This is a genomic window from Nonomuraea cavernae (assembly GCF_040655715.1).
GTDB classification, from domain to species: domain Bacteria; phylum Actinomycetota; class Actinomycetes; order Streptosporangiales; family Streptosporangiaceae; genus Nonomuraea; species Nonomuraea cavernae_A.
On record NZ_JBFAKL010000013.1, the window covers coordinates 60,857 to 85,887 of the forward strand.

General features: G+C 69.7%; 21 protein-coding genes. 8 read left to right on the top strand and 13 right to left on the bottom strand.

The window, feature by feature from the left end; genetic code table 11:
* Positions 1 to 279 precede the first annotated feature (279 nt).
* The 4 genes from AB0I38_RS20420 to AB0I38_RS20435 all read left to right on the top strand — a co-directional run bounded on the left by AB0I38_RS20420 (position 280) and on the right by AB0I38_RS20435 (position 3,960).
* Positions 280 to 564, top strand: a complete 285-nt coding sequence (locus AB0I38_RS20420) for a hypothetical protein (protein ID WP_189127712.1) — start codon at positions 280 to 282, stop codon at positions 562 to 564.
* 436 nt (positions 565 to 1,000) lie between these two features.
* A complete protein-coding gene (locus AB0I38_RS20425) occupies positions 1,001 to 2,047 on the top strand; it encodes a mechanosensitive ion channel family protein (protein WP_358469969.1) in 1,047 nt (348 codons plus the stop codon).
* A gap of 10 nt (positions 2,048 to 2,057) precedes the next feature.
* Entirely contained in the window at positions 2,058 to 2,438 is a 381-nt protein-coding gene (locus tag AB0I38_RS20430; RefSeq protein WP_189127714.1) for a globin, read from the top strand.
* 16 nt (positions 2,439 to 2,454) lie between these two features.
* On the top strand, positions 2,455 to 3,960 hold the full coding sequence (locus AB0I38_RS20435; protein ID WP_358469972.1) for a glycoside hydrolase family 13 protein: 1,506 nt from the start codon (positions 2,455 to 2,457) through the stop codon (positions 3,958 to 3,960).
* Here the strand turns inward: AB0I38_RS20435 and AB0I38_RS20440 are convergent, their stop codons facing one another.
* The 3 genes from AB0I38_RS20440 to AB0I38_RS20450 all read right to left on the bottom strand — a co-directional run bounded on the left by AB0I38_RS20440 (position 3,961) and on the right by AB0I38_RS20450 (position 7,039).
* On the bottom strand, positions 3,961 to 5,154 hold the full coding sequence (locus AB0I38_RS20440; RefSeq protein WP_358469975.1) for an MFS transporter: 1,194 nt from the start codon (positions 5,152 to 5,154) through the stop codon (positions 3,961 to 3,963).
* A gap of 9 nt (positions 5,155 to 5,163) precedes the next feature.
* A complete protein-coding gene (locus tag AB0I38_RS20445) occupies positions 5,164 to 5,547 on the bottom strand; it encodes an acyl-CoA thioesterase (protein WP_358469978.1) in 384 nt (127 codons plus the stop codon).
* Between the two features lie 64 nt (positions 5,548 to 5,611).
* Positions 5,612 to 7,039 carry an MFS transporter gene (locus AB0I38_RS20450; RefSeq protein WP_358469981.1) on the bottom strand — a complete coding sequence of 476 codons (1,428 nt, stop codon included), beginning with the start codon at positions 7,037 to 7,039 and terminating at the stop codon, positions 5,612 to 5,614.
* 73 nt (positions 7,040 to 7,112) lie between these two features.
* Between AB0I38_RS20450 and AB0I38_RS20455 the strand changes: the two genes are divergently transcribed.
* Together AB0I38_RS20455 and AB0I38_RS20460 are read left to right on the top strand one after the other, a co-directional pair.
* Positions 7,113 to 8,009, top strand: a complete 897-nt coding sequence (locus AB0I38_RS20455) for an SDR family oxidoreductase (RefSeq protein ID WP_358469984.1) — start codon at positions 7,113 to 7,115, stop codon at positions 8,007 to 8,009.
* 1 nt (position 8,010) lies between these two features.
* Positions 8,011 to 8,847: a MaoC/PaaZ C-terminal domain-containing protein gene (locus AB0I38_RS20460; protein WP_358469987.1), complete on the top strand. Its 837-nt coding sequence runs from the start codon at positions 8,011 to 8,013 to the stop codon at positions 8,845 to 8,847.
* On the opposite strand, the gene AB0I38_RS20465 is transcribed toward AB0I38_RS20460, so the two are convergent.
* Complete coding sequence (locus AB0I38_RS20465) at positions 8,825 to 9,436, bottom strand: TetR/AcrR family transcriptional regulator (protein ID WP_358469990.1); 612 nt, start codon at positions 9,434 to 9,436, stop codon at positions 8,825 to 8,827. The two genes, AB0I38_RS20460 and AB0I38_RS20465, sit on opposite strands and share 23 nt — an antisense overlap.
* Before the next feature lie 106 nt (positions 9,437 to 9,542).
* On the opposite strand from AB0I38_RS20465, the gene AB0I38_RS20470 reads away from it, so the two are divergent.
* On the top strand, positions 9,543 to 10,697 hold the full coding sequence (locus AB0I38_RS20470) for an acyl-CoA dehydrogenase family protein (RefSeq protein ID WP_358469993.1): 1,155 nt from the start codon (positions 9,543 to 9,545) through the stop codon (positions 10,695 to 10,697).
* Between the two features lies 1 nt (position 10,698).
* On the top strand, positions 10,699 to 12,783 hold the full coding sequence (locus tag AB0I38_RS20475) for an acetate--CoA ligase family protein (protein WP_358469996.1): 2,085 nt from the start codon (positions 10,699 to 10,701) through the stop codon (positions 12,781 to 12,783).
* Between the two features lie 65 nt (positions 12,784 to 12,848).
* On the opposite strand, the gene AB0I38_RS20480 is transcribed toward AB0I38_RS20475, so the two are convergent.
* The 9 genes from AB0I38_RS20480 to AB0I38_RS20520 form a co-directional block, all read right to left on the bottom strand.
* Entirely contained in the window at positions 12,849 to 13,976 is a 1,128-nt protein-coding gene (locus AB0I38_RS20480; RefSeq protein WP_358469998.1) for a thiolase C-terminal domain-containing protein, read from the bottom strand.
* Positions 13,973 to 14,380, bottom strand: a complete 408-nt coding sequence (locus tag AB0I38_RS20485) for a Zn-ribbon domain-containing OB-fold protein (RefSeq protein WP_358470001.1) — start codon at positions 14,378 to 14,380, stop codon at positions 13,973 to 13,975. Before AB0I38_RS20485 ends, AB0I38_RS20480 begins: the two co-directional genes overlap by 4 nt.
* A gap of 78 nt (positions 14,381 to 14,458) precedes the next feature.
* The gene (locus tag AB0I38_RS20490) at positions 14,459 to 14,971 is read right to left on the bottom strand and encodes a VOC family protein (protein ID WP_358470004.1); all 513 of its coding nucleotides are present in this window, start codon (positions 14,969 to 14,971) and stop codon (positions 14,459 to 14,461) included.
* A 181-nt stretch (positions 14,972 to 15,152) separates the two neighbouring features.
* Entirely contained in the window at positions 15,153 to 15,473 is a 321-nt protein-coding gene (locus tag AB0I38_RS20495) for a hypothetical protein (protein ID WP_358470007.1), read from the bottom strand.
* 1,121 nt (positions 15,474 to 16,594) lie between these two features.
* On the bottom strand, positions 16,595 to 18,259 hold the full coding sequence (gene ettA, locus AB0I38_RS20500; RefSeq protein ID WP_358470010.1) for an energy-dependent translational throttle protein EttA: 1,665 nt from the start codon (positions 18,257 to 18,259) through the stop codon (positions 16,595 to 16,597).
* A 59-nt stretch (positions 18,260 to 18,318) separates the two neighbouring features.
* Positions 18,319 to 19,611, bottom strand: coding sequence for a sensor domain-containing diguanylate cyclase (locus AB0I38_RS20505; RefSeq protein ID WP_358470013.1), 1,293 nt, complete (start codon positions 19,609 to 19,611; stop codon positions 18,319 to 18,321).
* 780 nt (positions 19,612 to 20,391) lie between these two features.
* Complete coding sequence (locus AB0I38_RS20510) at positions 20,392 to 21,171, bottom strand: single-stranded DNA-binding protein (protein ID WP_358470016.1); 780 nt, start codon at positions 21,169 to 21,171, stop codon at positions 20,392 to 20,394.
* A 131-nt stretch (positions 21,172 to 21,302) separates the two neighbouring features.
* Positions 21,303 to 22,925, bottom strand: a complete 1,623-nt coding sequence (locus tag AB0I38_RS20515) for a GTPase (protein WP_358470019.1) — start codon at positions 22,923 to 22,925, stop codon at positions 21,303 to 21,305.
* Positions 22,922 to 24,874 (bottom strand): dynamin family protein, encoded by a 1,953-nt coding sequence (locus AB0I38_RS20520; protein WP_358470022.1) that lies wholly within the window; start codon positions 24,872 to 24,874, stop codon positions 22,922 to 22,924. Before AB0I38_RS20520 ends, AB0I38_RS20515 begins: the two co-directional genes overlap by 4 nt.
* Positions 24,875 to 25,031: the final 157 nt, after the last annotated feature.

The window sequence follows — 25,031 nt, forward strand, 5'->3', positions numbered from 1 at the left end:
ACATCCCGGCCCCTCTCACACACGTCCAGACCGGCCTGCTACCGATGACTGAGCGTAGCCTCCACGTTGCGCTGTGACTACCTAAGACTATGAACCAGTGTTGGCACGAAGAAAACGCCCGCCGGAAGTTTACGGATAAGGATCGTCCTCCAGCGGACTGTTTCTTACATCCCATGAGGGAGATAGCGACTCCCTGTAGATGTGAGGGCAGCATTGCGTAGCGAACCGATGTGAGTCATCTTGGGCCCACCAGTAGCCATTCAAGGGAGGGGACGAAAGGTGGGGGACGACAATTTCGGGCACCTCGAGCGTCTGGTGTCAGAGCTCGGCGCACGCGGGTTGCTCGCACGGGTGGTCCGGACCCAGAGCGGACGGCTGTTCGTGCGGGTGATAAATCCGAACGCGACGAGCCTCTCCGAGAACGTCACCTGTCGGCCGACCGCGGTCTCCGACCTCCCCGACTGGTGGTACTGCTGGTCGTGGGGCGAACGGATGCACACGGCCGACGACCCGGCTGGGGCCGCGACGAAGGTCGCGCGCGTGCTCGCCGCAGTGGGGGAATGACAGGGCGGTGCCCCGGGTGGAGCGCAGCCACCACGGCTCACCGCGACCGCTGCGGCCACAGGGAGCCGGCGGGATGATCGGTGCGGAGGGCTCCCTCACGGGGGTCCTGGTCATCCCGCCGGTTCCGGTTCAGGAACCGATCAGATGGGCGTACGGCCGGTGAGCCGTGCGAACCCAGCCGTTCTCCGGTCGCCCGGAGGGTGGCTTCCCTCCCAGGAACGGCGCGGGGCATGCTTCCGGGTGCGTGTCCCGTCCGAGCCGTACGTCACCGGAGCGTCAGGATCTCGCCCTCCGCGGCCACGAAACCCTGACGACCCCGTCTTCCCCGGCGTGATGTGACGGCGGCCGGTTCGGTCGGCGGCATTTCCTGGGCCAAGATAGGCCCAGGAAACCGCCGACCGAATCGCTTTTACGGAGAGGGATTCACCCCGTGCTCATGCTGGCGACACCAGCGCCATCACCGGCTCCGACCTCGACACTCACCCCGACGCCGACCCCCACCCCGACACCGACGCCGACGCCGACGCCGACCGCCGAACTGCTCGATTTCGACAAGGTGGGCCAGCAGATGGCGACGATCTGTCAGGACGACACGCTCATCTGCTCCACGCTCGCCAACATCTTCAACGGCGCGAGTTGGGCGCCGGTCGCCGCCAGCGTGATCACCGTCCTGCTGATCGTGCTCCTCGGGTTCGTCATCCGCAACATCGTGCTCCGGCTGATCACCAAGGTGGTCAACCGCGCGGCCAGCACCGGCTCCATCGCCACCCGCTTCCGCAAGGGCGCGGCCACCGAAGGCATCGACGCCCTGCTGCACGAGCGCCGCAAGCAGCGCGCCGAGACGATGGGATCGGTGCTCAGGCACGTCGCCACGATCGTCATCCTCGGCACCACGGCGCTGACCGTGCTCGACCGGCTGACGATCCCCATCGCTCCTCTGCTGACCAGCGTCGGCATCCTCGGCGTCGCCGTCGGCTTCGGCGCGCAGGAGCTGGTCAAGGACTTCATCGCGGGCATGTTCATGCTGATGGAGGACCAGTACGGCGTGGGCGACGTGGTCGACGTGGGCGCCGCGATCGGCACGGTGGAGGCGGTCACCCTGCGGGTCACCCGGCTGCGCGACTCCGACGGCCGCGTCTGGTACGTCCGCAACGGCACCATCACCCGGGTCGGCAACGAGTCGCAGGGCTGGTCGCGCGCCTACCTCGACGTGCCGGTCGGCTACGCCACCGACATCGCGGCGGTCCGCGACGTGCTGGCGAAGGTGGCCGACGAGCTGTGGGACGACCCCGAGTTCCGCCAGACGGTGATCGTGGAGCGGCCCGACGTCTACGGGGTGGAGCAGTTGTCCGACAGCAGGCTGGTGTTCCGCATCTCGGTCAAGACGCTGCCCGCCAAGCAGGCAGAGGTCGCCCGGGAGCTCAGGTACAGGGTCAAGCTGGCGCTCGATTCCGCGGGCATCGCCATGGTCCCCAACGCATAGGCTTGGGGACGTGACTGAAACCTCCTTTTACGACGCTGTCGGAGGCGAGGAGACCTTCCGCCGCCTCGTTCACCGTTTCTACGAGGGCGTCGCGAAGGACCCGTTGCTGCGCCCGCTCTACCCGGAGGAGGACCTCACGGGTGCCGAGGACCGGCTGCGGGGTTTCCTGATCCAATACTGGGGCGGCCCCAATACCTACAGCCAGGAGCGGGGCCATCCGAGGCTGCGCATGCGGCACGTGCCGTTCGTGATCGGCGAGGCCGAGCGTGAGGCCTGGCTCAAGCACATGCGTGATGGGGTCGACTCGCTGGACCTTCCCGAGGAGCTGGAGAGCCGGCTCTGGACCTATCTCGTCAACGCGGCCCACAGTTTGGTGAACTCCCCGACATAGCGGGCATGACCGCCACATGGTTATCCCCTGGTGGCGTGACGCAGTCGTCTATGAGATCTACGTTCGCAGTTTCGCCGACGCCTCGGGTGATGGCGTCGGCGACCTGGCCGGCATCCGGCAGCGCCTTCCCTACCTGCGCGAGCTAGGGGTCGACGCCATCTGGCTGACGCCCTTCTACCCGTCCCCCATGGCCGACGGCGGCTACGACGTCGCCGACTACCGTGACGTCGACCCCTTATTCGGCGCGCTGGCCGACTTCGAGGAGTTGGTCGCCGAGGCGCACGCGCACGAGCTGAAGGTGCTCGTGGACGTCGTGCCCAACCACAGCTCGGCCGAGCATCCCTGGTTCCAGGCGGCGCTGCGCGGCGAGGGCCGCGACCGCTACCTCTTCCGTGACGAGCCCAACAACTGGCAGTCCACGTTCAGCGGCCCGGCGTGGACCCGGGTGCCCGACGGGCAGTGGTACCTCCACCTGTTCGCCCCCGGGCAGCCCGACTTCAACTGGCGCAACCCCGAAGTCCACCAGGAGTTCCTCGACGTCCTGCGGTTCTGGCTCGACAGGGGCGTCGACGGGTTCCGGATCGACGTGGCGATGGGCCTCTACAAGGAGGAGGGGTTGCCGGACGTCAAGGACCAGTCGTTCAAGGCGGCCTCGCCGATCTGGGGCCGGCCCGAGGTGCACGACGTCTACCGCGCCTGGCGCAAGCTGCTCGACGAGTATCCGGGCGAGCGGATGGCCGTGGGCGAGGTGTGGACCGACGACCCGGCCGACCTCGCGCTGTACGTGCGCCCGGACGAGCTGCAGCAGAGCTTCAACTTCGCCTGGCTGCAGGCTCCCTGGTCGGCGACCGCGTTCCGGAAGGTGATCGACGACACCCTGGCGACGGTGCCGTTCGCCACCTGGGTGCTGTCCAACCACGATGTCGTACGGCACCGCACCCGTTACGAGGCGACCGAGCCCGGTCTCGGTCTCGCCAGGGCGAAGGCGGCGTTGCTCGCGATGCTGGCGCTGCCCGGCTCGGCCTACCTCTACCAGGGAGAGGAGCTGGGCCTGCCCGAGGTGCTGGATCTGCCGCCGGAGGCCCGCCAGGACCCGGTCTTCCTCCAGTCGGGTGGCACGCTGCCCGGCCGTGACGGCTGCCGGGTGCCGTTGCCGTGGTCGTCCGGCGGGGCCTCCCACGGGTTCTCCCTCAACGGGGCGCGGCCCTGGCTGCCGCAGCCGCCGCACTTCGCGGCGCTCAGCGTCGAGGCCCAGACCGGTGACTCCGCATCGACGCTGGAGTTCTACCGCAGGGCGCTGACCTGCCGTCGCGAGCTGGTGGGGTCGATTCCTTACACCATCGAGTGGTTGGATTCCGCCGCAGATGCGCTTTTCTTCACCCGTGGCCCGCTGACCTGCGCCATCAACTGCGGTGTGCAGCCCGTACGGCTGCCGCCGCATGACCGGGTGCTGATCGCGAGCGGCCCGCTGGAGGGAGACCGGCTGCCGCCCGACACCGCGGTCTGGCTGCGCACCGGATGATCAGGACGGCCGTGGCGCGACGTGGGCGTTCGGTTCGCCGCGGGCGGGGATGACAGGCAGCGAGAGCAGCATGCAGGCCAGCCCCGCGGCGAACCCGGCCCAGTAGCCCACGCTCGTGATGAGCAGCCCGGCCAGCGGGGTGACGGCCAGGGCGACGCTGTTCTGCAACGTGTTGTGGGTGCCGAGCACCCGTCCGGCCCAGCCGGGACCGGCCAGTTCCCCTGCGGCGAGGTAGGCCAGGCCGTTGCCGGCCACGGTCACCAGCGCGGCCAGGGCGAGCATGACGGGCCCCAGCCACGACCGGGTGGCGGTGCCCAGCACCAGCAGCGAGAGCACGACCAGGGAGCCGCACGTCAGGATCCGCAGCGGCGCCATCCGCAGGCCCGAGCGGTCGGACCAGCGGCCCACCGCGACGCGCGCCGCCGCGCCGCCGATCGAGGCCACCCCGAACAGCTGTCCCGCGTGCACGACGTCCCAGTGGTAGACGCCGACCAGGCAGGTGACGCCGTAGGTCGCGACCCCGATCTGCGGCACCACCTGCAGGGCGCTGGTGGCGTGCACCCGCCAGAGGGTGGCCTGCCGGTACGGCGAGGCGGCCGGCGGCGGGCGGGTGCCGGAGACCGTGTGCGGCGGGTCGGCCAGGAACAGCCCGGCCAGCACGGCGGCCAGCAGGCTGACGGCGGCGCAGACGGCCAGCACGCCCGGGATGCCGTGGGCCCGTGAGACGGGCGGCAGGACGAACGCGGCCAGGGCCATGCCGAGGGTGTAGGACACCTGGCGCAGGCCCATGGCGACGCCGCGTTCGGGCGGCTGGAACCAGCCGAGCACGATCCGGCCGCCGCCCACCATCGCGGCCGAGCCGGCCGCGCCGGCCAGTGCCAGCAGGCCGATCGCCGCCCACGTCGCGGTGACCTGGGTCAGGCAGGCGAACAGCACGGCCGCCAGCCCGACGCCGAGGCCGAGGATGAGCCGCTCCCCGCGCCGGTCGGCCAGCATGCCCCACGGGACGAGGGCGAGCAGGACGCCGAGCGCCGGCGCGTTGCCGATGACGCCGGCGACGGGCAGCGAGACGCCGAAGAAGCGCTGGATGTCGGGCATGACCAGCGGGAGGCCGAAGAGGCCGAGGGTCACGCTCGCGTGCGCGTTGACCCCCAGGCCGAGCATCAGCCAGCGCCGGCGGTGCGCGTCTCTCACGGCATGGCGCTAGCCCGCGACCAGGAAGCGCTCAAGGTAGGAGATCTCGTCCTCCGCCAGCCGGCGGGGAGCCGCGCGTTCCACGTCGTAGGCGACGAGGACCGAAGTGGCGGTGACGAACACCTCGTCCTCGTCGCGGATCTCGTACGCCAGCGTGAACCTGACCGGCCGGAGCTCGGTCACCCAGGTCTCCACCAGGACCGGCTCGGCACGGAAGCCGAGCGGGCGGCGGTAGTCGATCTCGTGCCGGGCGACGACGAGGCTCTTGAAGGGAGCGTCACCCGCTTTGTACGGGTCGATGTGGAGCATCCCGAGCCGGGCGTCCTCCAGATAGTCGAAGAACCGGACGTTATTCACATGTCCCAGCGAATCGATGTCCGCGAACCGCACCATTCTGGGAAAAACGTGCCGCTGAGCTAGGGAGTTTCGTGCCACTGCGCCACCGTACCGGTTGCGGTCAGGTGCCTTTGCTCCGGGCCGCGCATGCCAGCACGTTGAGCGCCGAGACCACGACCATGCAGCCGAGCGCCCACCGGTAGCCGGTCACTAGTTGCTCCACGGCGCCCCCGGAGAGCTGGGAAAGGGTGCCGGCGAACACCTGGTCGTGCAGTGCGGCGGGCAGCGGCGCGGTGATCATCGACAGGGACAACGCGCTGCCCACGACCACGCCGGTGTTCTGCAACATGAGCCGCAGCGCGTTGACGATGCCGAGCCGGTCGGCGGGCACCCGGTCGAGGAGCACCGTGGTGTTGGAGGGCAGGAACACGCCGGATCCGAGCCCGATGAGCGCCAGCGCGACCGCCACGGTGACGTAGGGCACGCCGGCTGAGATCGTACAGAGCAGGAGCAGCAGCCCGGAGGTGGTGATCGAGGCGCCGGCCACGGCCAGCGCGCGGGGGCCGGACCAGCGCTGCAGGAAGCCGGACAGCACCGACGCGACCATCGCGGCGAGGGCCAGGGGCAGCACCTTCAGGCCCGCCTCGACCGGGTCGTCCCCGCGTACGGCCTGGAAGTAGAGCGCGACCAGGAAGACCATGCCGACCCGCGCGACGGAGTTGAGGAAGGACGCCAGCGTGCCCAGGGCGAAGGCCCGGTCGCGGAACAGCCGGACGTCCACGACCGGGTGGGCCGCTCGCGACTGCCTGAGGACGAAGAGCGGGAGCCCTAGCGCGAAGCCCGCCAGGCCGGACAGGATCAGGGGGTGAGACCAGCCGAGCCTGGTCACCTCCGACAGCGCCAGCAGGAGACCTCCCAGGCTGACCAGGACCAGCACGTTGCCGGGCAGGTCGAGCCCGCGCTCGCGGCCGGCCGGCCCGGCGCGCCGGAGCACGAGCGCGCCCCAGACCAGGCAGGCCAGCCCGATCGGCACGTTGTACCAGAAGACCCAGCGCCAGCCGAGGTGCTCGGCGAGCAGGCCGCCCAGGGTCGGCCCGGTGAGCTGGGCGATGGAGAACGAGGCGATGTAGACGCCCATGCCCTCGCCGAGCCGCGCGCGCGGGAAGGCGGCGGTGACCAGGGCGGCGCTGTTGGTCAGCAACATGGCGGCGCCGGCGGCCTGGACGACGCGCAGCGCCACGATCACCCAGGCGTCCGGCGCGAACCCCGCCAGCAGCGAGGCGAGGGTGTAGGTGGCCAGCCCGCACAGGTACATCGTGCGCCGCCCGAACATGTCGGCCAGCCGGCCGAAGGCGATCATGAGGACGGTGGTGGTGAGCTGGAAGGCGAGCAGGATCCAGGTGGAGGCGGCGGCTCCGGCGCCGGTGCCCCGGGCGATCTCGGGGAGCGCGACGTTGATCGCGCTACCGCCGAGACCGATGAGCACGCTGGCCAGGCTCACCACGGACAGCGTCCGCCAGGCGTAGCGGAGCTGTCCCTCGTCGGTCAAAAGCCTATCCTTTCTAGATTTCGATACTAGAATCTAGTTCACACCAGCAACCGGTCAAGGATCGAGGTGTCAGATGAGCGGGATCGTCGAGGGTCGCGTGGTGATCGTCACGGGCGCGGCCAGGGGCATCGGGCGGGGGCACGCGCTCGAGTTCGCCCGCCAGGGCGCGAAGGTCGTGGTCAACGACCTCGGCGCGGCGGTCGACGGCACGGGATCGTCGGAAGCCGCGGCGGCCGTGGTCGAGGAGATCGAGGCACTGGGCGGGGAGGCGATCGTCAACGGCGAGGACGTCTCCGACTTCGACGGCGCGGCCCGGCTGGTCCAGTCGGCCGTCGACCACTTCGGCGACCTGCACGTGCTGGTCAACAACGCGGGCATCCTGCGCGACCGGATGCTGGTCAACATGACCGCCGAGGAGTGGGACGCGGTCATCAGGGTGCACCTGCGCGGCACGTTCGCGCCGCTGCGCCACGCCGCCGCCTACTGGAGGGGCCGGGCGAAGGCCGGCGAGCCGGTGGACGCGCGGATCATCAACACCACCTCCTCCTCCGGCATCTACGGCAATCCCGGGCAGGGCAACTACGGCGCGGCGAAGGCCGGCATCGCGGGCCTGACCGTCATCGCGGCCAAGGAGCTGGAGAGGTACGGCGTGACGGTCAACGCCGTCGCCCCCGCCGCGCTCACCCGCATGACGGAGGGCCTCATCCCGAGCGGCGCCGCGGCCGACCCCGACGACATCGCGCCGCTGGTGGTCTGGCTGTCCAGCGCCGAGGCCCGGGGCGTGACCGGCCGGGTGTTCAACGTGCGGGCCGGGGTGATCAGTGTGGCCGAGGGCTGGCACGCGGGCCCGGCCGTGGACAAGGGCGGCCGGTGGGACCCGGCCGAGCTGGGCGCGGTCATCCCCGCCCTGGTCGACAAGGCCGCGCCCAACGCGCTGACCAACGGCCAGATCCCCGGCCGGGAGGGCTGACATGCCGCTCGACCACGGATCGATCGGTGTCGAGAGCCCACCGCACGAGCGCTCGTGGACCGCCAAGGACACCATGCTGTACGCCCTCGGGGTCGGCGCGGGAGTGGACGAGACGGTCTTCAGCACGGAGAAGGGCCAGCGGGTGCTGCCCACGTTCGCGGTGCTGGCCGCGCAGGCGCCCGGCGGGCGGCGGATCGGCGACTTCGACCCGGCCATGCTGGTCCACGCCGAGCAGGGCTTCGAGCTGCACCGCGAGCTGCCGCCGGCGGGCCGCGTGCGGACCACCTCGAAGGTCACCGGCATCCACGACAAGGGGTCCGGCGCGCTGGTCACCAGCGAGTCGCTGGCCGTCGACCCCGGCACCGGCGAGCCCGTGATCACCTCTCGCAGTGCCGTCTTCATCAGGGGCGAGGGCGGATTCGGCGGCGACCGGGGCCCGCGTGACGACTGGTCGGTGCCGGAGCGGGCGCCCGACCACAAGGTGACCTATCCGACCACGCCCGGCCAGGCGCTGATCTACCGGCTCTCCGGCGACTACAACCCGCTCCACTCCGACCCGGAGTTCGCCGCGCGGGCCGGGTTCGACCGCCCGATCCTGCACGGCCTGTGCACCTACGGCGTGACCGGGCGGGCATTGCTGCACGCCGTGGCGGGGTCGGACCCGGCCAGGTTCGGGGCGATGTCGGGCAGGTTCACCAGCCCGGTCTTCCCCGGCGAGTCGCTCACGGTCTCGATCTGGGTGGACGGCCCGGCCGTGCGGTTCAGGACGGCCAAGGACGACGGGACCGTGGTGATCGACAGAGGGCGGGCCGTGATCAGCCCTCCTCCAGCCCCTTGAGCGGGTCGAGGCGGCGGATCAGCGTCATCGCCGCCTCGATGATCTCCTGCGCCTCCTCCTCGGTGTCGCTGGTGGCGACCTCGCGGGCGGCCTCGGCGATGACGCTGGTCAGCACGGCCACGGTGAACCGGTCGAGCGGGTCGCCCCCGGCGCCGAGCAGCACGGCGTTCTGGCGTACCCACTCCCTGCCCCGGGTGCGGCGGATCAGCTCGAACCCCGGGGGGCCGTCGCCGTTCATGAAGAGCCTGACCAGGTCGCGCCGATCCCAGGCGCCGGCGAGGTAGGCCCGGGCGCCGGAGATCAGCAGCTCGACCGGGTCGTCGACGCCGGTCTGCCTGGCCCGGGCCACGCTGGAGGCCGAGGCTTCCTCGTGGGCGGCCTGGTGGTCCTCGTACAGCGCGAGGAACAGCTCGGTCTTGCCGCCGAAGTGGTGGTAGAGGCTGCCCACGCTCGACCCGGCGCGGGCCACCACGTCGGCCACGTTGGCCTCCGCGAAGCCGTGCTCACTGAAGATCTCGCGAGCCGCCCTGAGCATGCTCTTGCGGGTCTCGGCCGTACGGCTCCACTCCCACGAAGACTTGCGTGCCATGCGGAACATCGTAGCCGCAGAAATTCTAGAATTCTGTTCCTTGACAGGCCGCCCCCGCGACTGGACCCTTTTTCCTGGAAGGCGATTCTAAAATCTGGAGGCGGCCGTGGACTTTTCGCTCAGCACCGAGGAACGGCAGATCCGCGACACGGTCCGGTCCTTCGTGGAGAAGGAGATCATGCCGCTGGAGCCCGGCGTCCTCCGCAACGAGCGCGAAGGCCGCCCCGGGCTCGACCCCGACACCGTGCGCGACCTTCGCGCCAAGGCCAGGAAGAGCGGCTTCTGGGGCATCAACACCCCCGAGGAGTACGGTGGAGCCGCCCTCGGCCCCGTGATGTCCGCGATCATCGCCATGGAGGTCGGCAGGACGTTCGTCCCGTTCACCTTCGGCGGCAGCGCCGACAACATCCTCTACGCCGGCACCGAGGAGCAGAAGCAGCGCTACCTGGTCCCGACGATCGAGGGCGAGCGCCGCTCCTGCTTCGCGATCACCGAGCCGGGCGCCGGCTCCGACGCCCGCAACATCCGCACGCGCGCGGTCCGCGACGGCGCCGAATGGATCATCAACGGCGAGAAGACCTTCATCACCGGCGGCAACGAGGCCGACTTCGTCATGGTCTTCGCCGTGACCGAGCCGTACGGCGTCACCTGTTTCCTGGCCGACCGCGACATGGGCTGGCGGTCCGAGCCGATCCCGACCATGGGCCAGTGGGGCCCGGCCTCCCTGGTGTTCCAGGATGTACGGGTGCCGGAGGAGAACATCCTCGGCGAGCTCGGCAAGGGCTTCGAGCTGGCCATGCAGTGGATCGGCCAGGGCCGGTACATGATCCCGGCCAGGGCCATCGGATCGGCCGAACGCATGCTCGGCATGGCGATCGACTACGCCAAGATCCGCAAGTCCATGGGCCAGACGATCTCCGAATACCAGGCGATCCAGTGGATGATCGCCGACTCCCAGGTGGAGATCGAGGCGGCCAAGTGGCTGACCCTGTACGCGGCCTGGCGCGTACAGGAGGGCCTGGACGCCCGGCACGCCTCGTCGATCGCCAAGCTCAACGGCGCGGTCATGGCCAACCAGGTCGTCGACCGGGTGCTGCAGATCCACGGCGGCATGGGCTACACCAAGGAGTTGCCGATCGAGCGGTGGTACCGCGAGCTGCGCCTGCTGCGCATCTTCGAGGGCACCGACGAGATCCAGCGCCGCACGATCGCCCGCAACCTGATCAAGGGTCACGCCCGCCTCGGCACCATCGGCGAGTGACATGGCGGTCGAGGCGCTGTTCACGCCACGGTCGATCGCCCTCGTCGGGGCCACCGACAAGTCGGGCTGGTCGATCAGCACCCTGGCCAACCTGCGTAACCACGGTTTCCCCGGTCCCGTCCACCTGGTGAACCCGCGTGGCGGCACCGTCCACGGCGAACGGGCGTACCGCAGCCTGACGGAGATGCCGTCGCCCGTCGACCTGGCCTACGTCATGGTCCCGTCCACGGCGGTGCTCGGCGTGCTGCGCGAAGGCGCCGAGCTGGGCATCCGCTGCTATGTGATCCTCACCGCCGGGTTCGGCGAGGCCGGTCCCGAAGGGGCTCGCCTGGAGTCGGAGATCACCGCCTTCGCCCGCGGCCACGACCTCACGGTCCTCGGCCCCAACGGCAACGGCTACATCAACGCCGCGGCCGGCATCACCCCCTACGGCCTGCCCATCGCCCAGCCGCTGCCGCACGGCTCGGTGGGCGTGGTGCTGCAGAGCGGAGCGCTGGCCAGCTCCGTCCTCGCCTTCGCCCAGGCCCGCAACATCGGCATCAGTCTGCTCACCTCGATGGGCAACGAGTCAGTGGTCACGGTCACCGACGTGCTCGGCTACCTGGTCGGCGACCCGGCCACCAAGGTCATCGCGCTGTTCCTGGAGGCGATCAGAGATCCGGCCGAGTTCTCCCGGGTCGCCCGGCTGGCCCTCGGCGCCGGTAAACCGATCGTCGCGTTGAAGATCGGCCGCAGCCGGCTGGCCTCGCACACCGCCCAGGCGCACACCGGCGCCCTGGTCGGCGACGACGACGTCATCGACGCCGCGTTCCGGCAGCTCGGCGTCATCCGGGTGCGGTCGGTGGAGGACCTGATCATCACCTCGGGGTTGCTGGCGGCGGTGGGTCCGCTGCCGGGGCGGCGGATCGGCGTCGTCACCCCGTCCGGCGGGGCCGCGGAGATCATCGCCGACCGGGCGGAGGACGAAGGACTCGAACTGCCCCCGTTCGCCCCCTCGACGGTGGCGCGGCTGGCGGAGATCGTCCCCTCCTTCGGCACCGTCCAGAACCCCCTCGACGTCACCGGCTACGTCCTCATCGACCGGACCTTGCTGGGCAGGGCCCTGGAAGCGGTGACCGCCGACCCGGGCATCGACCTGGTCATGCTGCTGTCCGAGCCGCCCCGTTCCGCTCCGCCCGACCCCTCCCCCACCTTCGCCCTCTACTCCGCCAGCGCCAGCCGTATCGCCGCCTCGCCGGTGCCCGTCGTGGTGGTCAGCAACGTCCTCACCGACGTCACCGAGTTCGGCCGTACCGTGCAGCGGGAGACCGGCTACCCGCACGTCGTGGGCGGCATCGAACATGGCATCCAGGCGATCGGCGCCGCCGTCCGCTGGTCCCGGGCTCGCGCCCGTGCCCGCGCCCTGGCTCCCGCCCCGCCCGCTGAGCGGCGCCCACCGGGCGCGAGCGGTGTCTGGGCGGAGCATCGGGCGTCGGCTCTGCTGTCGGCGGCCGGGCTGCCGGTCGTGCCGTCGCAGCTGGTACGAGACGCGGAGGCCGCGGTCGCGGCGGCGGATCGCTTCGGGTATCCGGTGGTGCTGAAGGTCTCCGCCGAAGGACTGGCCCACAAGAGCGACGCCGGCGGGGTCCGGCTGGGGCTGACCACTCCGGACGAGGTACGGCGGGCGTACCACGACGTGATCGCCACGACCCGAGCCCACCTGCCGGGGGCGCTCGTGCAGCCGCAGCGCGGGGCCGGCATCGAGCTGCTCGTGGGCGTGGTCCGTGACCCCGGGTGGGGCCTCACCCTGGCCGTGGGGCTGGGCGGGGTGTGGGTGGAGGCGCTGCGCGACACCGCACTGCGGATCCTGCCGGTGGACGCCGCCGACGTACGGGACGCGTTGACGGAGCTTCGTGGCGCCGCCCTGTTGCGCGGAGCCCGGGGAACCGAGCCCGCCGATCTCGACGCCGTCGCGGACGTGGTCGCCCGGGTGGCCGGCTTCGCCGGAACGCTCGGCGACGACCTGGAATCGCTGGAGATCAACCCGCTGCTGGTCACGGGCTCACGCGTGGAGGCGCTGGACGCCCTGATCACCTGGCGATCGTGACCCCTCCGGAGGGCGGCGAACCGCGGCGGCGGCCGGGGGGAGAATCGCCGCCGCCGCGGGGCTCTTCAGGGGAGCCGGTTCGACAGGACGAGCGTGGCAGCCGAGGCGAACATCCCGCCATTGCCCAGCACCACACTCACCTCGGCGTCCGGCACCTGGGCCGCCGCCTCGCCACGGAGCTGCCGGACGGCCTCCTGGATGGCGAACATCCCGTACATCCCGGTATGCGTGTACGAGAGGCCGCCACCGTTGGTGTTGAGCGGCAACCGGCCACCCGGCGACGTGTGGCCCTCGGCGATGAACGCGCCGGCCTCGCCCCGCCCGACGAACCCGAGGTCCTCCAGGCCGTAGATCGGCACGTGCGCGAAGGCGTCGTACACCATGAGATGGTCCACATCGTCATGGGAGATCTTCGCCTCGGCGAACGCCGCCTCGCCCGACAGCCGGAACGCCCTGGAGGTGGTGAAGTCGGCCATCTGCGAGATGATCGGCGACTCGGCCGCCTCTCCGGACCCGAGCAGGTGGACCGGGCTCCGGCGGGCCCGGTCGGCCGACGTCACGATCAACGCCCCGCCGCCGTCGGTCACCAGGCAGCACTCCAGCAGATGGAACGGGTAGGCGACCAGCCGCGAGGCCAGCACGTCGTCCACCGTGATCAGGTCGCGGTACATCGCCCTCGGGTTGAGATGCGCCCACCGCCGCTGCGCCACGGCGACCTCGGCCAGCTGCTCGTGCGTGAGCCCGGTCTCCTTCATGTAACGCAGCGCCGTCAGCGTGAACATCGTGGCGGGTCCCATCACGCCGTACGGCACCTCGAACTGCCCCGCCAGCGAGTCGGCCGCCATCCCGAACCTCGACGCCCCCACCCGTGATCTGCCGGACTCGCCGTGGGTGATCAGCACCGTGTGGCACAGGCCCGCCCGGATGGCCGCCGCGGCGTGCCGTACGTGGAACATGAAGGACGACCCGCCCACCGCCGTGCCGTCGAGCCAGGCGGGCGTGATGCCGAGCGCGTGCGCGATCTGGATCGGGCCCGGGTTGCCCACGGTGGCGATGCCGTCGACGTCGTCCTTGGTCATGCCCGCGTCGGCGAGCGCGTTGCGGGCCGCCTCCAGGTGCAGCGCGGTGGCCGAGTGTCGCGGGAGCCGCCCCACCTCGTCGGTCTCGGCGGCGCCGGCGATCACGATGGTCACGCCGCTCCCCCCGCGGGCTCGAAGAGCGGCACGCTGACGTCGCCGCGCCGCTCGAAGACGACGCGAAGCGGCAGATCGAGCGGCAGGTTCTCGGGCGCGATCTCGACGCCCACGATGTTCGTCATCATCCGCACGCCCTCCTCCAGCTCCACCACGGCGATCGCGTACGGGCCGTCGTCCTCGAACCCGCGAGCGGGCCGATGGTTGATCACGTACGAGTAGAGGGTCGCCCGGCCGCTGGCCCGCACCCATTCGACCTCGGCGGCACCGCAGTGCGGGCAGCTCGGCCGGGGATAGAAGTAATGCCGCGCGCACGGCCGGCAGCGCTGGATCCTGAGCTCGCCCGCCGCCGCGCCGTCCCAGAAGGGCTGCGTCTCCGGCGTGGGCTTCGGTACCGGCTTCATGGGCCTCCCCATCTTTTTCTAGAATCACACTCTAGAGTCAGATTCTGCGGTACGGGAGACTTTTCAGGGGCCGGATGTTCAGGGGCTGGGGATGCCGTTTCCGTTCCTGCCCTGTCCGGCCAGCACCTCCTCCAGTGTCGCCCGCCAGTCGTCGGGGTCGCGCCTGCCGGGCTGGGCGAGCTGGATCAGCACGCCCTGCGCCTCCTTGGGGTGCAGGAACACCTCCTTCCAGCGGACGTCCCCGATGTTCAGCCCGTGCAGCCGATAGCCGCGCCCGCTGAGCCGGGCCACCGCCGCCTCGATGTCGTTGACGTGGAAGTTCAGGTGGTGCACCCCGCCCCGGCCCCGGGTCAGCTCGAAGAACGTGTCGAAGAAGGTCGAGCCGGACAGCGGCTCCATGAGCTCGACCTTGCCGCCGTTGGCGTAGGTGAGTTGCAGCGTGCGGTAGCCGCTCACCCGGTTGTCCCCGCCGCCACCGAGATGCTCGCCGCCCAGCAGGTCGCGGTAGATGGGGAGCAAATCCCTGATCCTCGGCGCCGCCACGGCCGTGTGGTCGAAGGTCACCTCGAGCCCGTCCAGTTCCAGATCCACGCACGACCCCTTCCGCCGAAATCCTAGAATTTGATTCTAGACGGAAGCCTCCTCGCCCGCACGCCCTCCCTCGCGGCGATTTGCCGGAATGAACGCCGAGAAGGCCGGGTGATGGCCGCCACCTGAACGCCCGCCACCACCCGGCCTCCGCGGTCAATCTGGCTGCGGCCAGTGAACGTCGCTAGGCCCTTGTCGGCCCGCGGCCGTTCCTCGGCTCCTCGTCGACGAAGCACCGGGCTATCGACGGGCCGTAGCCGACCCGGTTCCACGTGCCGTATCTCGTGGTGTATGTCGACTTGCCGATCCTGTAACAGTCCACGACCGCCCTGAAGGACCCGCTGCCCTTGGTGCAGTTGAACCAGAAGCTGTTGTCCTTGTACTGGCTGCTGCAACCGTGGGGGGGATCGGCGGCATGAGCCGCGCTCGCCGGCATGAGCACCGCCCCCGCCACCAGCCCGCCGGCCGCCGCGAATTTGAGGCTTTTACTGAACATCTTGAGCAAAGCAATCTCCTAACATAGAGGATAAGAAATGACATGCGGCCGCATCGCGCCTCGCGCTCCCGAATTCGCGCACCACGAACCACGGAAGCGCACTCGAAAAACGAAGCCCCTGTTTCCGGATACCAGCGATTTCGACTGACATTTACGTACGTTATTCGCGATAATGACTCACCCATGGATGACGGGTTGCGAGAACTCGATCACGACCGCTCATGCTCGACCGATCACCCAGGATCGGTCCGTCCCTGGTCTGCCGTCGGACAGGTCACAGGTTCGAGCGTGCGGAACACCGATGCCGGCTGCGCGGATCCGTTCCGAGAACGCGGACGACCCTCCTCGCAGGCATGTGGTTACCGAAGCGTTTTAGCAGGAAGCGACGCCCCACGTCCCGGAGCTGCCGACCTTCTCGCTTCGCAGTGTCGCCCTTCCCCGGACGTGGACGATGGCGCAAGCTCCCCACCTGCCATTGATGTACGCCTTGATGCGGATCGCGCTGCCGCTGCGTTGTGATGACCGACCACCTGTATGCCGCCGGCAATGGAGCCACCGGCTCCGCACGGTTCGGCCGAAGCGGCCCCAGCCGGAACGACCAGGGCAGATGAAATAACCGCCGCAACAAAAGCACCTTTAAGAAGACGCGACATGACCCTCCTTTCTATCTAACCACCATAGTGGCTTCGGCGGTTACATAGGTCATACTTACACGTTCCGTCATTCCGCACAAGACGCAATTCTTCCACTTAGGGCGCATTAATAATGCAGTCAGATTTCAGTCCGCAGATTTCCGACCTCGCTGAGGCGTCGTTTGGCGAGAACCCAAATCGACAGAGCCGGGCATGAATATCGGAGCCATGCTCTGACCAGGAAAGATATTGGCGGGGTGCGCATTCTCTGTCACATGCGCGAACTGCCGCGTTCCCTGTCACATCGCGTCGCACCGGCCGGTCCCTGACCGAATCGGCGGCAGCTCAGGGCCGGTCAAGGCTCAGCCGGTAAGTTTCGAAAGACCACTCAAGTGACACCGCCATGTGCGCCTCGTGAAGCGCCGAAGAGGCGCCGACCAGATGTGGTCGGCGCCTCTTCGTGCCAGCCTTGCCCGATGTGGCTGGGCGGGGATTGGGTCAGGCGCGGTGCAGCTTGCGGTAGGTGATGCGGTGGGGCCGGGCGGCGTCGGCACCGAGGCGCTCGATCTTGTTCTTCTCGTAGTCGGCGAAGTTGCCCTCGAACCAGAACCAGTTGGAGCCCTCCTCCCACGCCAGGATGTGGGTGGCGATCCGGTCGAGGAACCACCGGTCGTGGGAGGTGATGACCGCGCAGCCCGGGAAGTCGAGCAGTGCGTTCTCCAGCGAGGAGAGCGTCTCGGTGTCAAGGTCGTTGGTGGGCTCGTCGAGCAGCAGCACGTTGCCACCCTGCTTGAGGGTGAGCGCCAGGTTGAGCCGGTTGCGCTCGCCGCCCGACAGGACACCGGCCTTCTTCTGCTGGTCAGGACCCCTGAAGCCGAACGCGGCGATGTACGCGCGCGACGGCATCTCGACGTTGCCGACCTTGATGTGGTCGAGCCCGTCGGAGATGACCTCCCACACGTTCTTGCCGGGCTCGATGCCGCCGCGGCTCTGGTCGGCGTAGGAGATCTTGACCGTGTCGCCCACCGTGATCGACCCCTTGTCGGGCGTCTCACTTCCGATGATCATGCGGAACAGGGTGGTCTTGCCGACGCCGTTGGGACCGATCACACCGACGATGCCGTTGCGCGGCAGGTCGAACGAGAGGTCTTCCATGAGCAGCCGGTCGTCGAACCCCTTGGTCAGGTGGTCGGCCCTGATCACCGTGGTGCCGAGGCGGGGGCCCGGCGGGATCTGGATCTCGTCGAAGTCGAGCTTGCGATGCTTGTCGGCCTCGGCCGCCATCTCCTCGTAGCGCTGGAGACGGGCCTTGCTCTTGGTCTGGCGGGCCTTGGGGTTGGAGCGGACCCACTCGAGCTCGTCCTCGAGCCGCTTCTTGCGCTTGACGTCCTTCTGCCCCTCGACCTTGAGGCGCTGGGTCTTGGCCTCCAGGTAGGTGGAGTAGTTGCCCTCGTAGGCGTAGGCGCGGCCGCGGTCGAGCTCGAGGATCCAGCCGGCCACGTTGTCGAGGAAGTAGCGGTCGTGGGTGACGGCCAGCACGGTGCCGGCGTACTTCTCCAGGTGCTGCTCCAGCCACTGGACGCTCTCGGCGTCGAGATGGTTGGTCGGCTCGTCGAGCAGCAGCAGGTCGGGCGCCTCCAGCAGCAGCTTGCACAGGGCGACCCGGCGGCGCTCACCACCGGAGAGCTTGCTCACCTCGGCGTCGGGCGGCGGACAGCGCAGGGCGTCCATGGCCTGCTCCAGCTGGCTGTCGAGCTCCCACGCGTTGCGGTGCTCGAGCTGCTCCTGCAGCTTGCCCATCTCGTCGAGCAGGTCGTCGCTGTAGTCGGTGGCCATCTGCTCGGCGATCTCGTTGTAGCGCGCGAGCAGCGCCATCGTCCCGGCGACGCCTTCCTGAACGTTGCCGAGGACGGTCTTCTCCTCGTTGAGTGGTGGCTCCTGCTGGAGCATGCCCACCGAGAAGCCCGGCATGAGTTTGGCGTCACCGTTGGACGGCTGCTCCAGACCGGCCATCATCCGGAGCAGCGTCGACTTTCCGGTGCCGTTAGGGCCCAGGACGCCGATCTTGGCACCTGGCAGAAACGACAGCGTGACGTCGTCAAGGACAACCTTGTCGCCGTGCGCCTTGCGCACGCGCTGCAGCGTATAGATGTACTCCGGCATGGTATCTAGCTTAGGGGCTCCTGACCCGGGCTTCTGCCTCTGGGGCGACAGGGGTGGCTTCAGGCCGGGGAGGCGTCGGTCACGGGCGGCGGCGGTGACTGGACGACGGGCACGCAGATGCGGTCGCGACCGAGCTCCTTGGCCCGGTAGAGGGCCAGATCGGCGGCGGCGAGCAACTCGATGAGATCGTCGCCGTGCAGGCTCATGACGGCGACGCCCGCCGAGATGGTGACGCTGATCATGACGTCGTCGGCGGCGATCGTCATCCGGCCGATGCGCCGGCGGAGCCGCTCGGCCACCTGGCGGGCCTCATGGATGTCGGCGCTCGGGAGCAGCACCACGAACTCCTCGCCGCCGAAACGGCCGACGACGTCGTATTCGCGCAACTGGCTGCGCAGCGTGCTGGCGATGCTGACCAGCACCTGGTCGCCCACGAGATGGCCGTGGTTGTCGTTGACGCGCTTGAAGTGGTCGATATCGATGATCAGCAGCGCCAGGGTGTCGCCGTTGCGCCGAGCCCGGACGATCTCGGTGTCGGCCTCGCGCTGCCAGGCCGCGGCGTTGAGCAGGCCGGTCTTGGAGTCGGTGCGGGCCGCCGCCTGGAGCTGGGCGTGCAGGAGGCTGCGCTGCAACAGCACCACCGGCGGCAGGGTGAGGACCAGCAGGGCGAGGTTGAGCCCGCAGGCGATCGCCACGATGACGCCCAGGCACAGCTCCACGACGTCCAGCAGCACGCTCTCCCTGTCCCACAGCACGTCGCGCCACGGCCCCTCGGGGTCGGCGGTGTGCGCCGCGATCGCGATGAGCCCGGTGTTGAGCAGCGCGAACACCACCGCCGCGCCCACCGCGAGCGCGATCGCGGCCCCACCGCCCCGCATCAACGCCGACGGGTCGGGGACCACCCGATGGAACAACACCGAAGCGGCACACCCCGCCAGGCCGATGGCGGCCGAGCTGAACACCCTGCGGTAGAGCACCGTCGCCCGAACCCGCCACTGCAGCAGCGCCTGCAGCACGATCGGCGCGAACAGGGCGTAGACCGGCGGCAGCAGCAACGCCACCGGCAGCCACCACGCCGACAGCAGGTCTCGCGAGACGCCCGCGGGCATGCCCAGACGTCTGGTGGCCTCGATGCAGACCGCGCCGCACCCCATGAGGGCGGCGAAGGTCAGCAGGTGCGGCCAGCGGACGTCGGTGACCGTCGCGAGCAGCACCATCGCGACGACATCGAGCGCCACGATGCCGCAGAGATAACCGACGAGCGGACGACGTTGCCCGAGCAGCGGCCAACGGCCGACCAGACTTGACACACCGTCGCGAGACTTGATCGAGGTGTGACTGGTCGCCGCCATACCGGTTCCTCTCCGCCTAACGATGTGTAACACAATAATTGCGGAGTGTGCGTCGTGCGATGGGAACCGATACGTTGGCAGCGGAGCCACATGTTCCATGTGGTCCGGGAATGTGGATACGGTTCGCTCCCCCCTGCGAGCCGTGCCGGAAAGGAGCAGCCATGGCGCGGGGCGTCACCTGGACCTGACAGGTGCACTAGCCAACCGTTCGACATGACATGCGCGGCGTCATCGGCCGCTTGCCGTTGCCGCAACCGTCGGGGGACTCGCGGCATGCAAGGGTCAGTGTCCCTCCACCCCCACTCCCCCTCCCTCCTCTCAGCTCCGGCCTCTCAGTCCCGGCCCCGTCCCGGCCTCTCAGTCCCGGCCTATCGGTTCGGGCCCCCGTTCCGGTCTCCCCGTTCCGGCCTTCCTGTTCCGGGTTGCTCCCGCCTCGGTGGCTTTCTCCCCTGGATCGCCTCCCGCCGCTCGCCATCCGTACGGCTCCGGTGACATGCCCACCTCAGGACCCGTCGGCTTGTCCACCAGCGGCGCGGCCTGCATCTTTCCAGCCAAATGACCCCTCGAAAGATCCTTGATCCTCGGGCTGTGCTCCCAGCGCCCTTCCTGGCGGGCGACCGGCGGTGATACAGGAACCTTCACGGGCGACCGTGGGAATCCCCCTCGTCACGAAGGGGAGGAGGTCAACAGAAGACCTGCCTTCCGCTCAGGACAGCGCCCGGCGACCGGCTTCGGCGAGGGTCGCGGGTGGATCTCCGAACGGGGCCGGGCGCGGTCTTGTCAGGCGGCGGCGCGTTCCTCTGTGGGCCACTCGGCGTCTTCGGCTTCGCATTCGTTGCCACCGGCGCCGAGGATGCGGACGGTCTCGTCGTCGTCGAGCGTCCGACCGTTCCCGGTGCCGCCGTTCGTGGCATCACCGTTCCCACTGATGCCGTTCCTGGTGTCGCCGTTCCCAGTGATGCCGTTCCCGGTGATGCCGTTCCCGGTGTCACCGTTCGTGGTGTCACCGTTCGTGGCGTTGGCGGAGCCCATGGCTCGCAGGGGTGCGTCCTGGCGGGAGCCGGCCGTGAGCGGGAGAGGCTCCGCTCGGTCTCGGTCTCGGCTGGGGCGCTCGGCCGCGCCGGCGCCCATGGCCCAGTCCTGGGTCTCCTCGTCGAGTCGCTCGCGCATCTCCCTGCTGACCAGGGCGGCCGCGCCACCGCGGTCGGGCTTGGTGAAGCTGCCCATGCCCCACCTCAGGTCGTGGCCCACCGCGCTGGCCTCCACCTCGGGCATGAACCGGCGGTCGCCCTCGGGGCCGAACTCACGGATGCGCAGCTTGCCGGACACCACGACGGGCTGCCCGACCTTGACCGACTGAGCGACGTTCTCGCCGAGGGTCCGCCAGCAGCGCACCGCGAAACACACCTTCTCGCCGTCGGTCCACTGCCCGGTCTTCTTGTCGAAGTAGCGGTGAGCGGTCAGCACCCGCAGCGAGGTCACCCTGGCGCCGTCTTCGAACGTGTGCTGCCTGGGCTCTGCCGCGACATTGCCGGTGAGCGTGATGTAGATGTCGTTCATCCCGTTGCCTCCCATGCGGCGGGCGGAGTGCCCGCGCCCTGGGAACACGGTGCCGGAGCGGCCCCGGCCTGGAGGCGGCCGAATGGAGTTCTGTGGACAACGCCGACCGGCGGACGAACGCCTGTGGAAAGCTAACGAGCCAGCTTGTTCATGGCCGTGTAGAAGGCGTGGTGCCGGCCCAGCTCGCGCTCCACCGGCTCGACCACCATGGTCTCGGCGATCGCGGCCACTCTGCGACGCATCTCCCGTTCGAGCCGTTCGCGCTCCCTTGACGCTCCCAGCTCGACGAAGTTGCGTGACGCGATGCCCGAGAGCGCACCGAGCCCAAGCACGGACGCCATTATCAACCCCACCCACGGCAGCGCCGCCGTGTCGCCCAGCAACTGGATGCCCAGCGGCGCACGGCCGGGGAAGAAAATGCCCACGGCCAGCCAGCCCAGCCCGAGAACGAACGCCGCCACCAGCACGTACTGCCACACCTTGAGCAGCCACCACCAGGCCGGCACCCGGTCGAGCCGGGGCGCGACCTCGGCGAGATCCTCCGTCAGCGCCTTCGGCAGCTGCGCCGAACGGGAACGCGCCGCGTGGTGCACCGACGTGCGCCACACCGGGTGCATCCCGGCCGACAGCCCGTCGGCGAGCGCCTGCACCGCGTTGACCGTCTCGGCCGTCTGGGCGCTGACCGAGCTCGTGGTGATGCCGTGGATCTCGTCGCTGACGTCTTCCAGGCGGAGGCTCCTGAGGGGGTCGGGCCGCAGCTTGGCGACCCAGCGGGGGTAGGGCCAGCCCACCCAGCGCATGCACCGCTCGGCGTAGCCGTTCTCCATCGCCTCGCCGACGGCCGGGACGCCCACGGCGTCGCAGAGCGCGTCGGTGAGCCCGAGCCTGCGGGCCTCGTCGACCGACGACGGCGCGGACAGGACCTCGCCCACCGGCATGCTCTCGGCCAGGCGTTGTTCGAGCCGGTGGAGGTCGGCCTCCAGCTTCTGGATGGCGGCCCGGCGGCGAGAGACCGCTCCGGCGAGGACGCTCTTGAGGCTGTCGACGCCCCGGCCGGTGACCGCCGAGGTGGGCACCACGCTGGGGTGCTCGACGCCTTCGCGGCGGAGCAGGTCGTTGAGGTCGATGACCAGCTCGGCGAGCTCCTCGGTGCTCAGCAGGTCGGCCTGGTTGAGCGCGAACACGGTCATCGCGTCGTGCCCCGCCAACTCGGTGACGTAGCGCCGGTGCGTGGAGGCGTCGGCGTACTTCTGCGGGTCGAGCACCCAGAGCACGAGGTCGGCCTGACCGATGAGCCGGTCGGCCTCGGTGTCGGTGAGAGCCCTGATCGAGTCGTGGTCGGGCAGGTCGAGCAGGATCAGCCCGTGGAGCTGGCTGTCGCCCTTGTCGAGCGCGCTGGCCCGGGCGAAGCGGTGACGCCACTGCACCTGCAGCCAGTCGAGCAGCGGAGTGGCGCCCTCCAGCCCCCACACGCAGGCATGGGTGCGGGCGGTGGTGGGCCTGCGCACGCCGGTGGGCGACAGCTCCAGCCCCGACAGCGCGTTGAACAGCGATGACTTGCCGCTGCCCGTGCCACCGGCCAGGGCGACCACGGTGTGCTCGGACGACAGCTTGAGCCGCTCGCCTGCGCGGTTCAGCAGCGTGCTCGCCTCGGAGAGCAGCTTCGGTTCGAGCCGTCCCGGCCCGAGCTCAACGATCTTGGTGAGTGCGGCGAGCCGATGCGCGAGGCCCGGCTTGGTGGTGACTGTGCTCATCGAGCGACCTCAAGGTTGTACGTCGCCTGGTAGAGACGTGTCGCCATGGACTCGTCCGGGATCCCGGCGGAGTCGAGCGCTTGCACGTAACGCATGGATTCCTCGTCGAACAGCATGCCGATGCGGGCTCTCAGGTCGCTCAGCGCCTTGGCGCCGATGCCGCGCAGCGACTCGGCGCCGAGCAGCGCGTTGACCAGCCGGTGCGGCACGCCCTCGGCCGTGCCGCCGGTGAACATGGCGACCATGAAGATCAACGACAGCGAGTCGGCGTCGAACGAGACCAGCTTCGACACCGAACGCTTGGCCACGCCCTCGGTCCGCACCAACTCGGTGACGTGCTCCTGCCAGGCGGCGATGGCCCGGCTCGCATGCCGTACGAGATCGTCGGAGGGGCGGTCGAGGTCGGCTCCGAGCGCGGCGCCCAGCGGGGAGCGGCGGCGCCAGCGCGCGACCACCTCCTCGGCGGCGCGGCTGGCGCCGACGACGATCACGGACTCGAGGCCGGCGCGCAGAGCCGCCCTGAACGCCATGATGCGTTCGGGGGCCTGCCTGGCCGACCTGCCGCGCTTGCGGAGTTGGATCGTGCGCAGGAGGTCGCCGGATCCCACGAAGTCCTGCCAGCGGGCCAGCACCTCGCCGTGGATCAACGAGCCGTTGCGAAACGCCTTGTCGATCTCGGTGAGCGCGCTCAGGTAGGAGGCCTCCACGTCGGCGCGCAGCTCGCCGCGGAAGTTCACCTGGCTCTCCATCTGCCGGGCGAGCGCCGGGACGCGGGTGCGGAAGCTGTCGAGCACACCATTGAGGGTCTCTTGTACGGCCTGCGCGCGGCGATCCTCGTCGACGGAGAGCTCGGCCAGCCACAGCCGCAGGTCGGTTACCTCGTGGTCGGGCAACCTTCCGTCCGTCACGTCTGCCTCACCGATGACGAACCGGTCGATCTCGCCCAGGCCGTATTCGGTGAGCATGCGGACGAAGTGCTTCAGCACCACCTCGCGCGCCTTGGGCTGCACCCGGGACAGCACGATGGCCAGCCGGGCGCCGCGCTCCTTGGCCAGCCTGAGCAAATTCCAGGCGGGGGCGTCGGCGTAGCGGGCGGCGGTGGTGACGAAGATCCACAGATCGGCCGCGTCGAGCATGCGCTGGGCGATCGCGTGGTGCTTCTCGATGACCGAGTCGATGTCGGGGGTGTCGAGCAGTGCCACGCCCTGCGGCAGCTTCTCCGTGGGGACCACGATGAGGGTGTCGGGCCCGGCCTCGGGTGACGCCTTGTCGATCCGCCGCAGGCCGCTGAGCAGCTCTCCCTCGGCGAACCACTTATGGTCGTCGGGGTGGCAGGCCAGCACGGGGATGCCCGTGGTGGGCCGCCGTACGCCGGTGCGTGAGACGTTCTTCTCCGCGAGCGAGTTGACCAGCGTCGACTTGCCCGCGCCGGTCGAACCGGCGATCACGATGAGGGCGGGCGCGGTGTTCGTCCGCACCCTTGGGAGTACGTAGTCCTGGAGCTGCGCGAGCAGGTCGGCCCGCGTCTGCCTGGCCCCATCGGCGCCCGGCAGATCCAGGCCGAACCGCAGCTCGGCGACGCTCGCCCGCAACGTGTCCAGCGCGGTCATGAGCGCCTTGGCCGCCTCGGCCGGCAACGCCTCGCCCTGCCTGGTCTTCTCTCCTGCCGGGGCGTACGGATTCCGCCCCCCGGTCTCCTCGTCCGCACCGGAGCCGGGTCGCTCGTCCTGGCCCGGCGGCGTCTTCCGCTCCGGCTCGGCCCCTTCTCCGGTCGATGCCTTGCGCTCCCACAAGGACGGCCGTTCCGGCTCCTGCTCGGACGACGCCTCGTCCCCTCCGGCACCGCGCCCCTCGTCCGGCGAAGACTTGGTGTCCCACAGAGATGGCCGCTTCGACTCCGGCTCGGGCTCCTCAGCCGGCGAAGACTCGTCCTGTGCCTCTACCGGCACAGACCCGCCGTCTTCCCACAGAGAGGGCCGCTCCGGCTCCTGCTCGGACGACGACTCGTCCCCTCCGGCAGCGCACCCCTCGTCCGGAGAGGACTTGGCGTCCCACAAAGACGGGCGCTTCGACTCCGGCTCGGGCTCCTCCCCAGGCGGAGACTTG

Coding starts and splice junctions, on each gene's coding strand:
- AB0I38_RS20460 (WP_358469987.1), top strand. CDS start 8,011: ATGCCGCTCGACCACGGATCGATCGGTGTCGAGAGCCCACCGCACGAG.
- AB0I38_RS20485 (WP_358470001.1), bottom strand. CDS start 14,380: ATGAAGCCGGTACCGAAGCCCACGCCGGAGACGCAGCCCTTCTGGGAC.
- AB0I38_RS20455 (WP_358469984.1), top strand. CDS start 7,113: ATGAGCGGGATCGTCGAGGGTCGCGTGGTGATCGTCACGGGCGCGGCC.
- AB0I38_RS20475 (WP_358469996.1), top strand. CDS start 10,699: ATGGCGGTCGAGGCGCTGTTCACGCCACGGTCGATCGCCCTCGTCGGG.
- ettA (WP_358470010.1), bottom strand. CDS start 18,259: ATGCCGGAGTACATCTATACGCTGCAGCGCGTGCGCAAGGCGCACGGC.
- AB0I38_RS20435 (WP_358469972.1), top strand. CDS start 2,455: ATGGTTATCCCCTGGTGGCGTGACGCAGTCGTCTATGAGATCTACGTT.
- AB0I38_RS20425 (WP_358469969.1), top strand. CDS start 1,001: ATGCTGGCGACACCAGCGCCATCACCGGCTCCGACCTCGACACTCACC.
- AB0I38_RS20445 (WP_358469978.1), bottom strand. CDS start 5,547: ATGGTGCGGTTCGCGGACATCGATTCGCTGGGACATGTGAATAACGTC.
- AB0I38_RS20465 (WP_358469990.1), bottom strand. CDS start 9,436: ATGGCACGCAAGTCTTCGTGGGAGTGGAGCCGTACGGCCGAGACCCGC.
- AB0I38_RS20515 (WP_358470019.1), bottom strand. CDS start 22,925: ATGAGCACAGTCACCACCAAGCCGGGCCTCGCGCATCGGCTCGCCGCA.
- AB0I38_RS20505 (WP_358470013.1), bottom strand. CDS start 19,611: ATGGCGGCGACCAGTCACACCTCGATCAAGTCTCGCGACGGTGTGTCA.
- AB0I38_RS20510 (WP_358470016.1), bottom strand. CDS start 21,171: ATGAACGACATCTACATCACGCTCACCGGCAATGTCGCGGCAGAGCCC.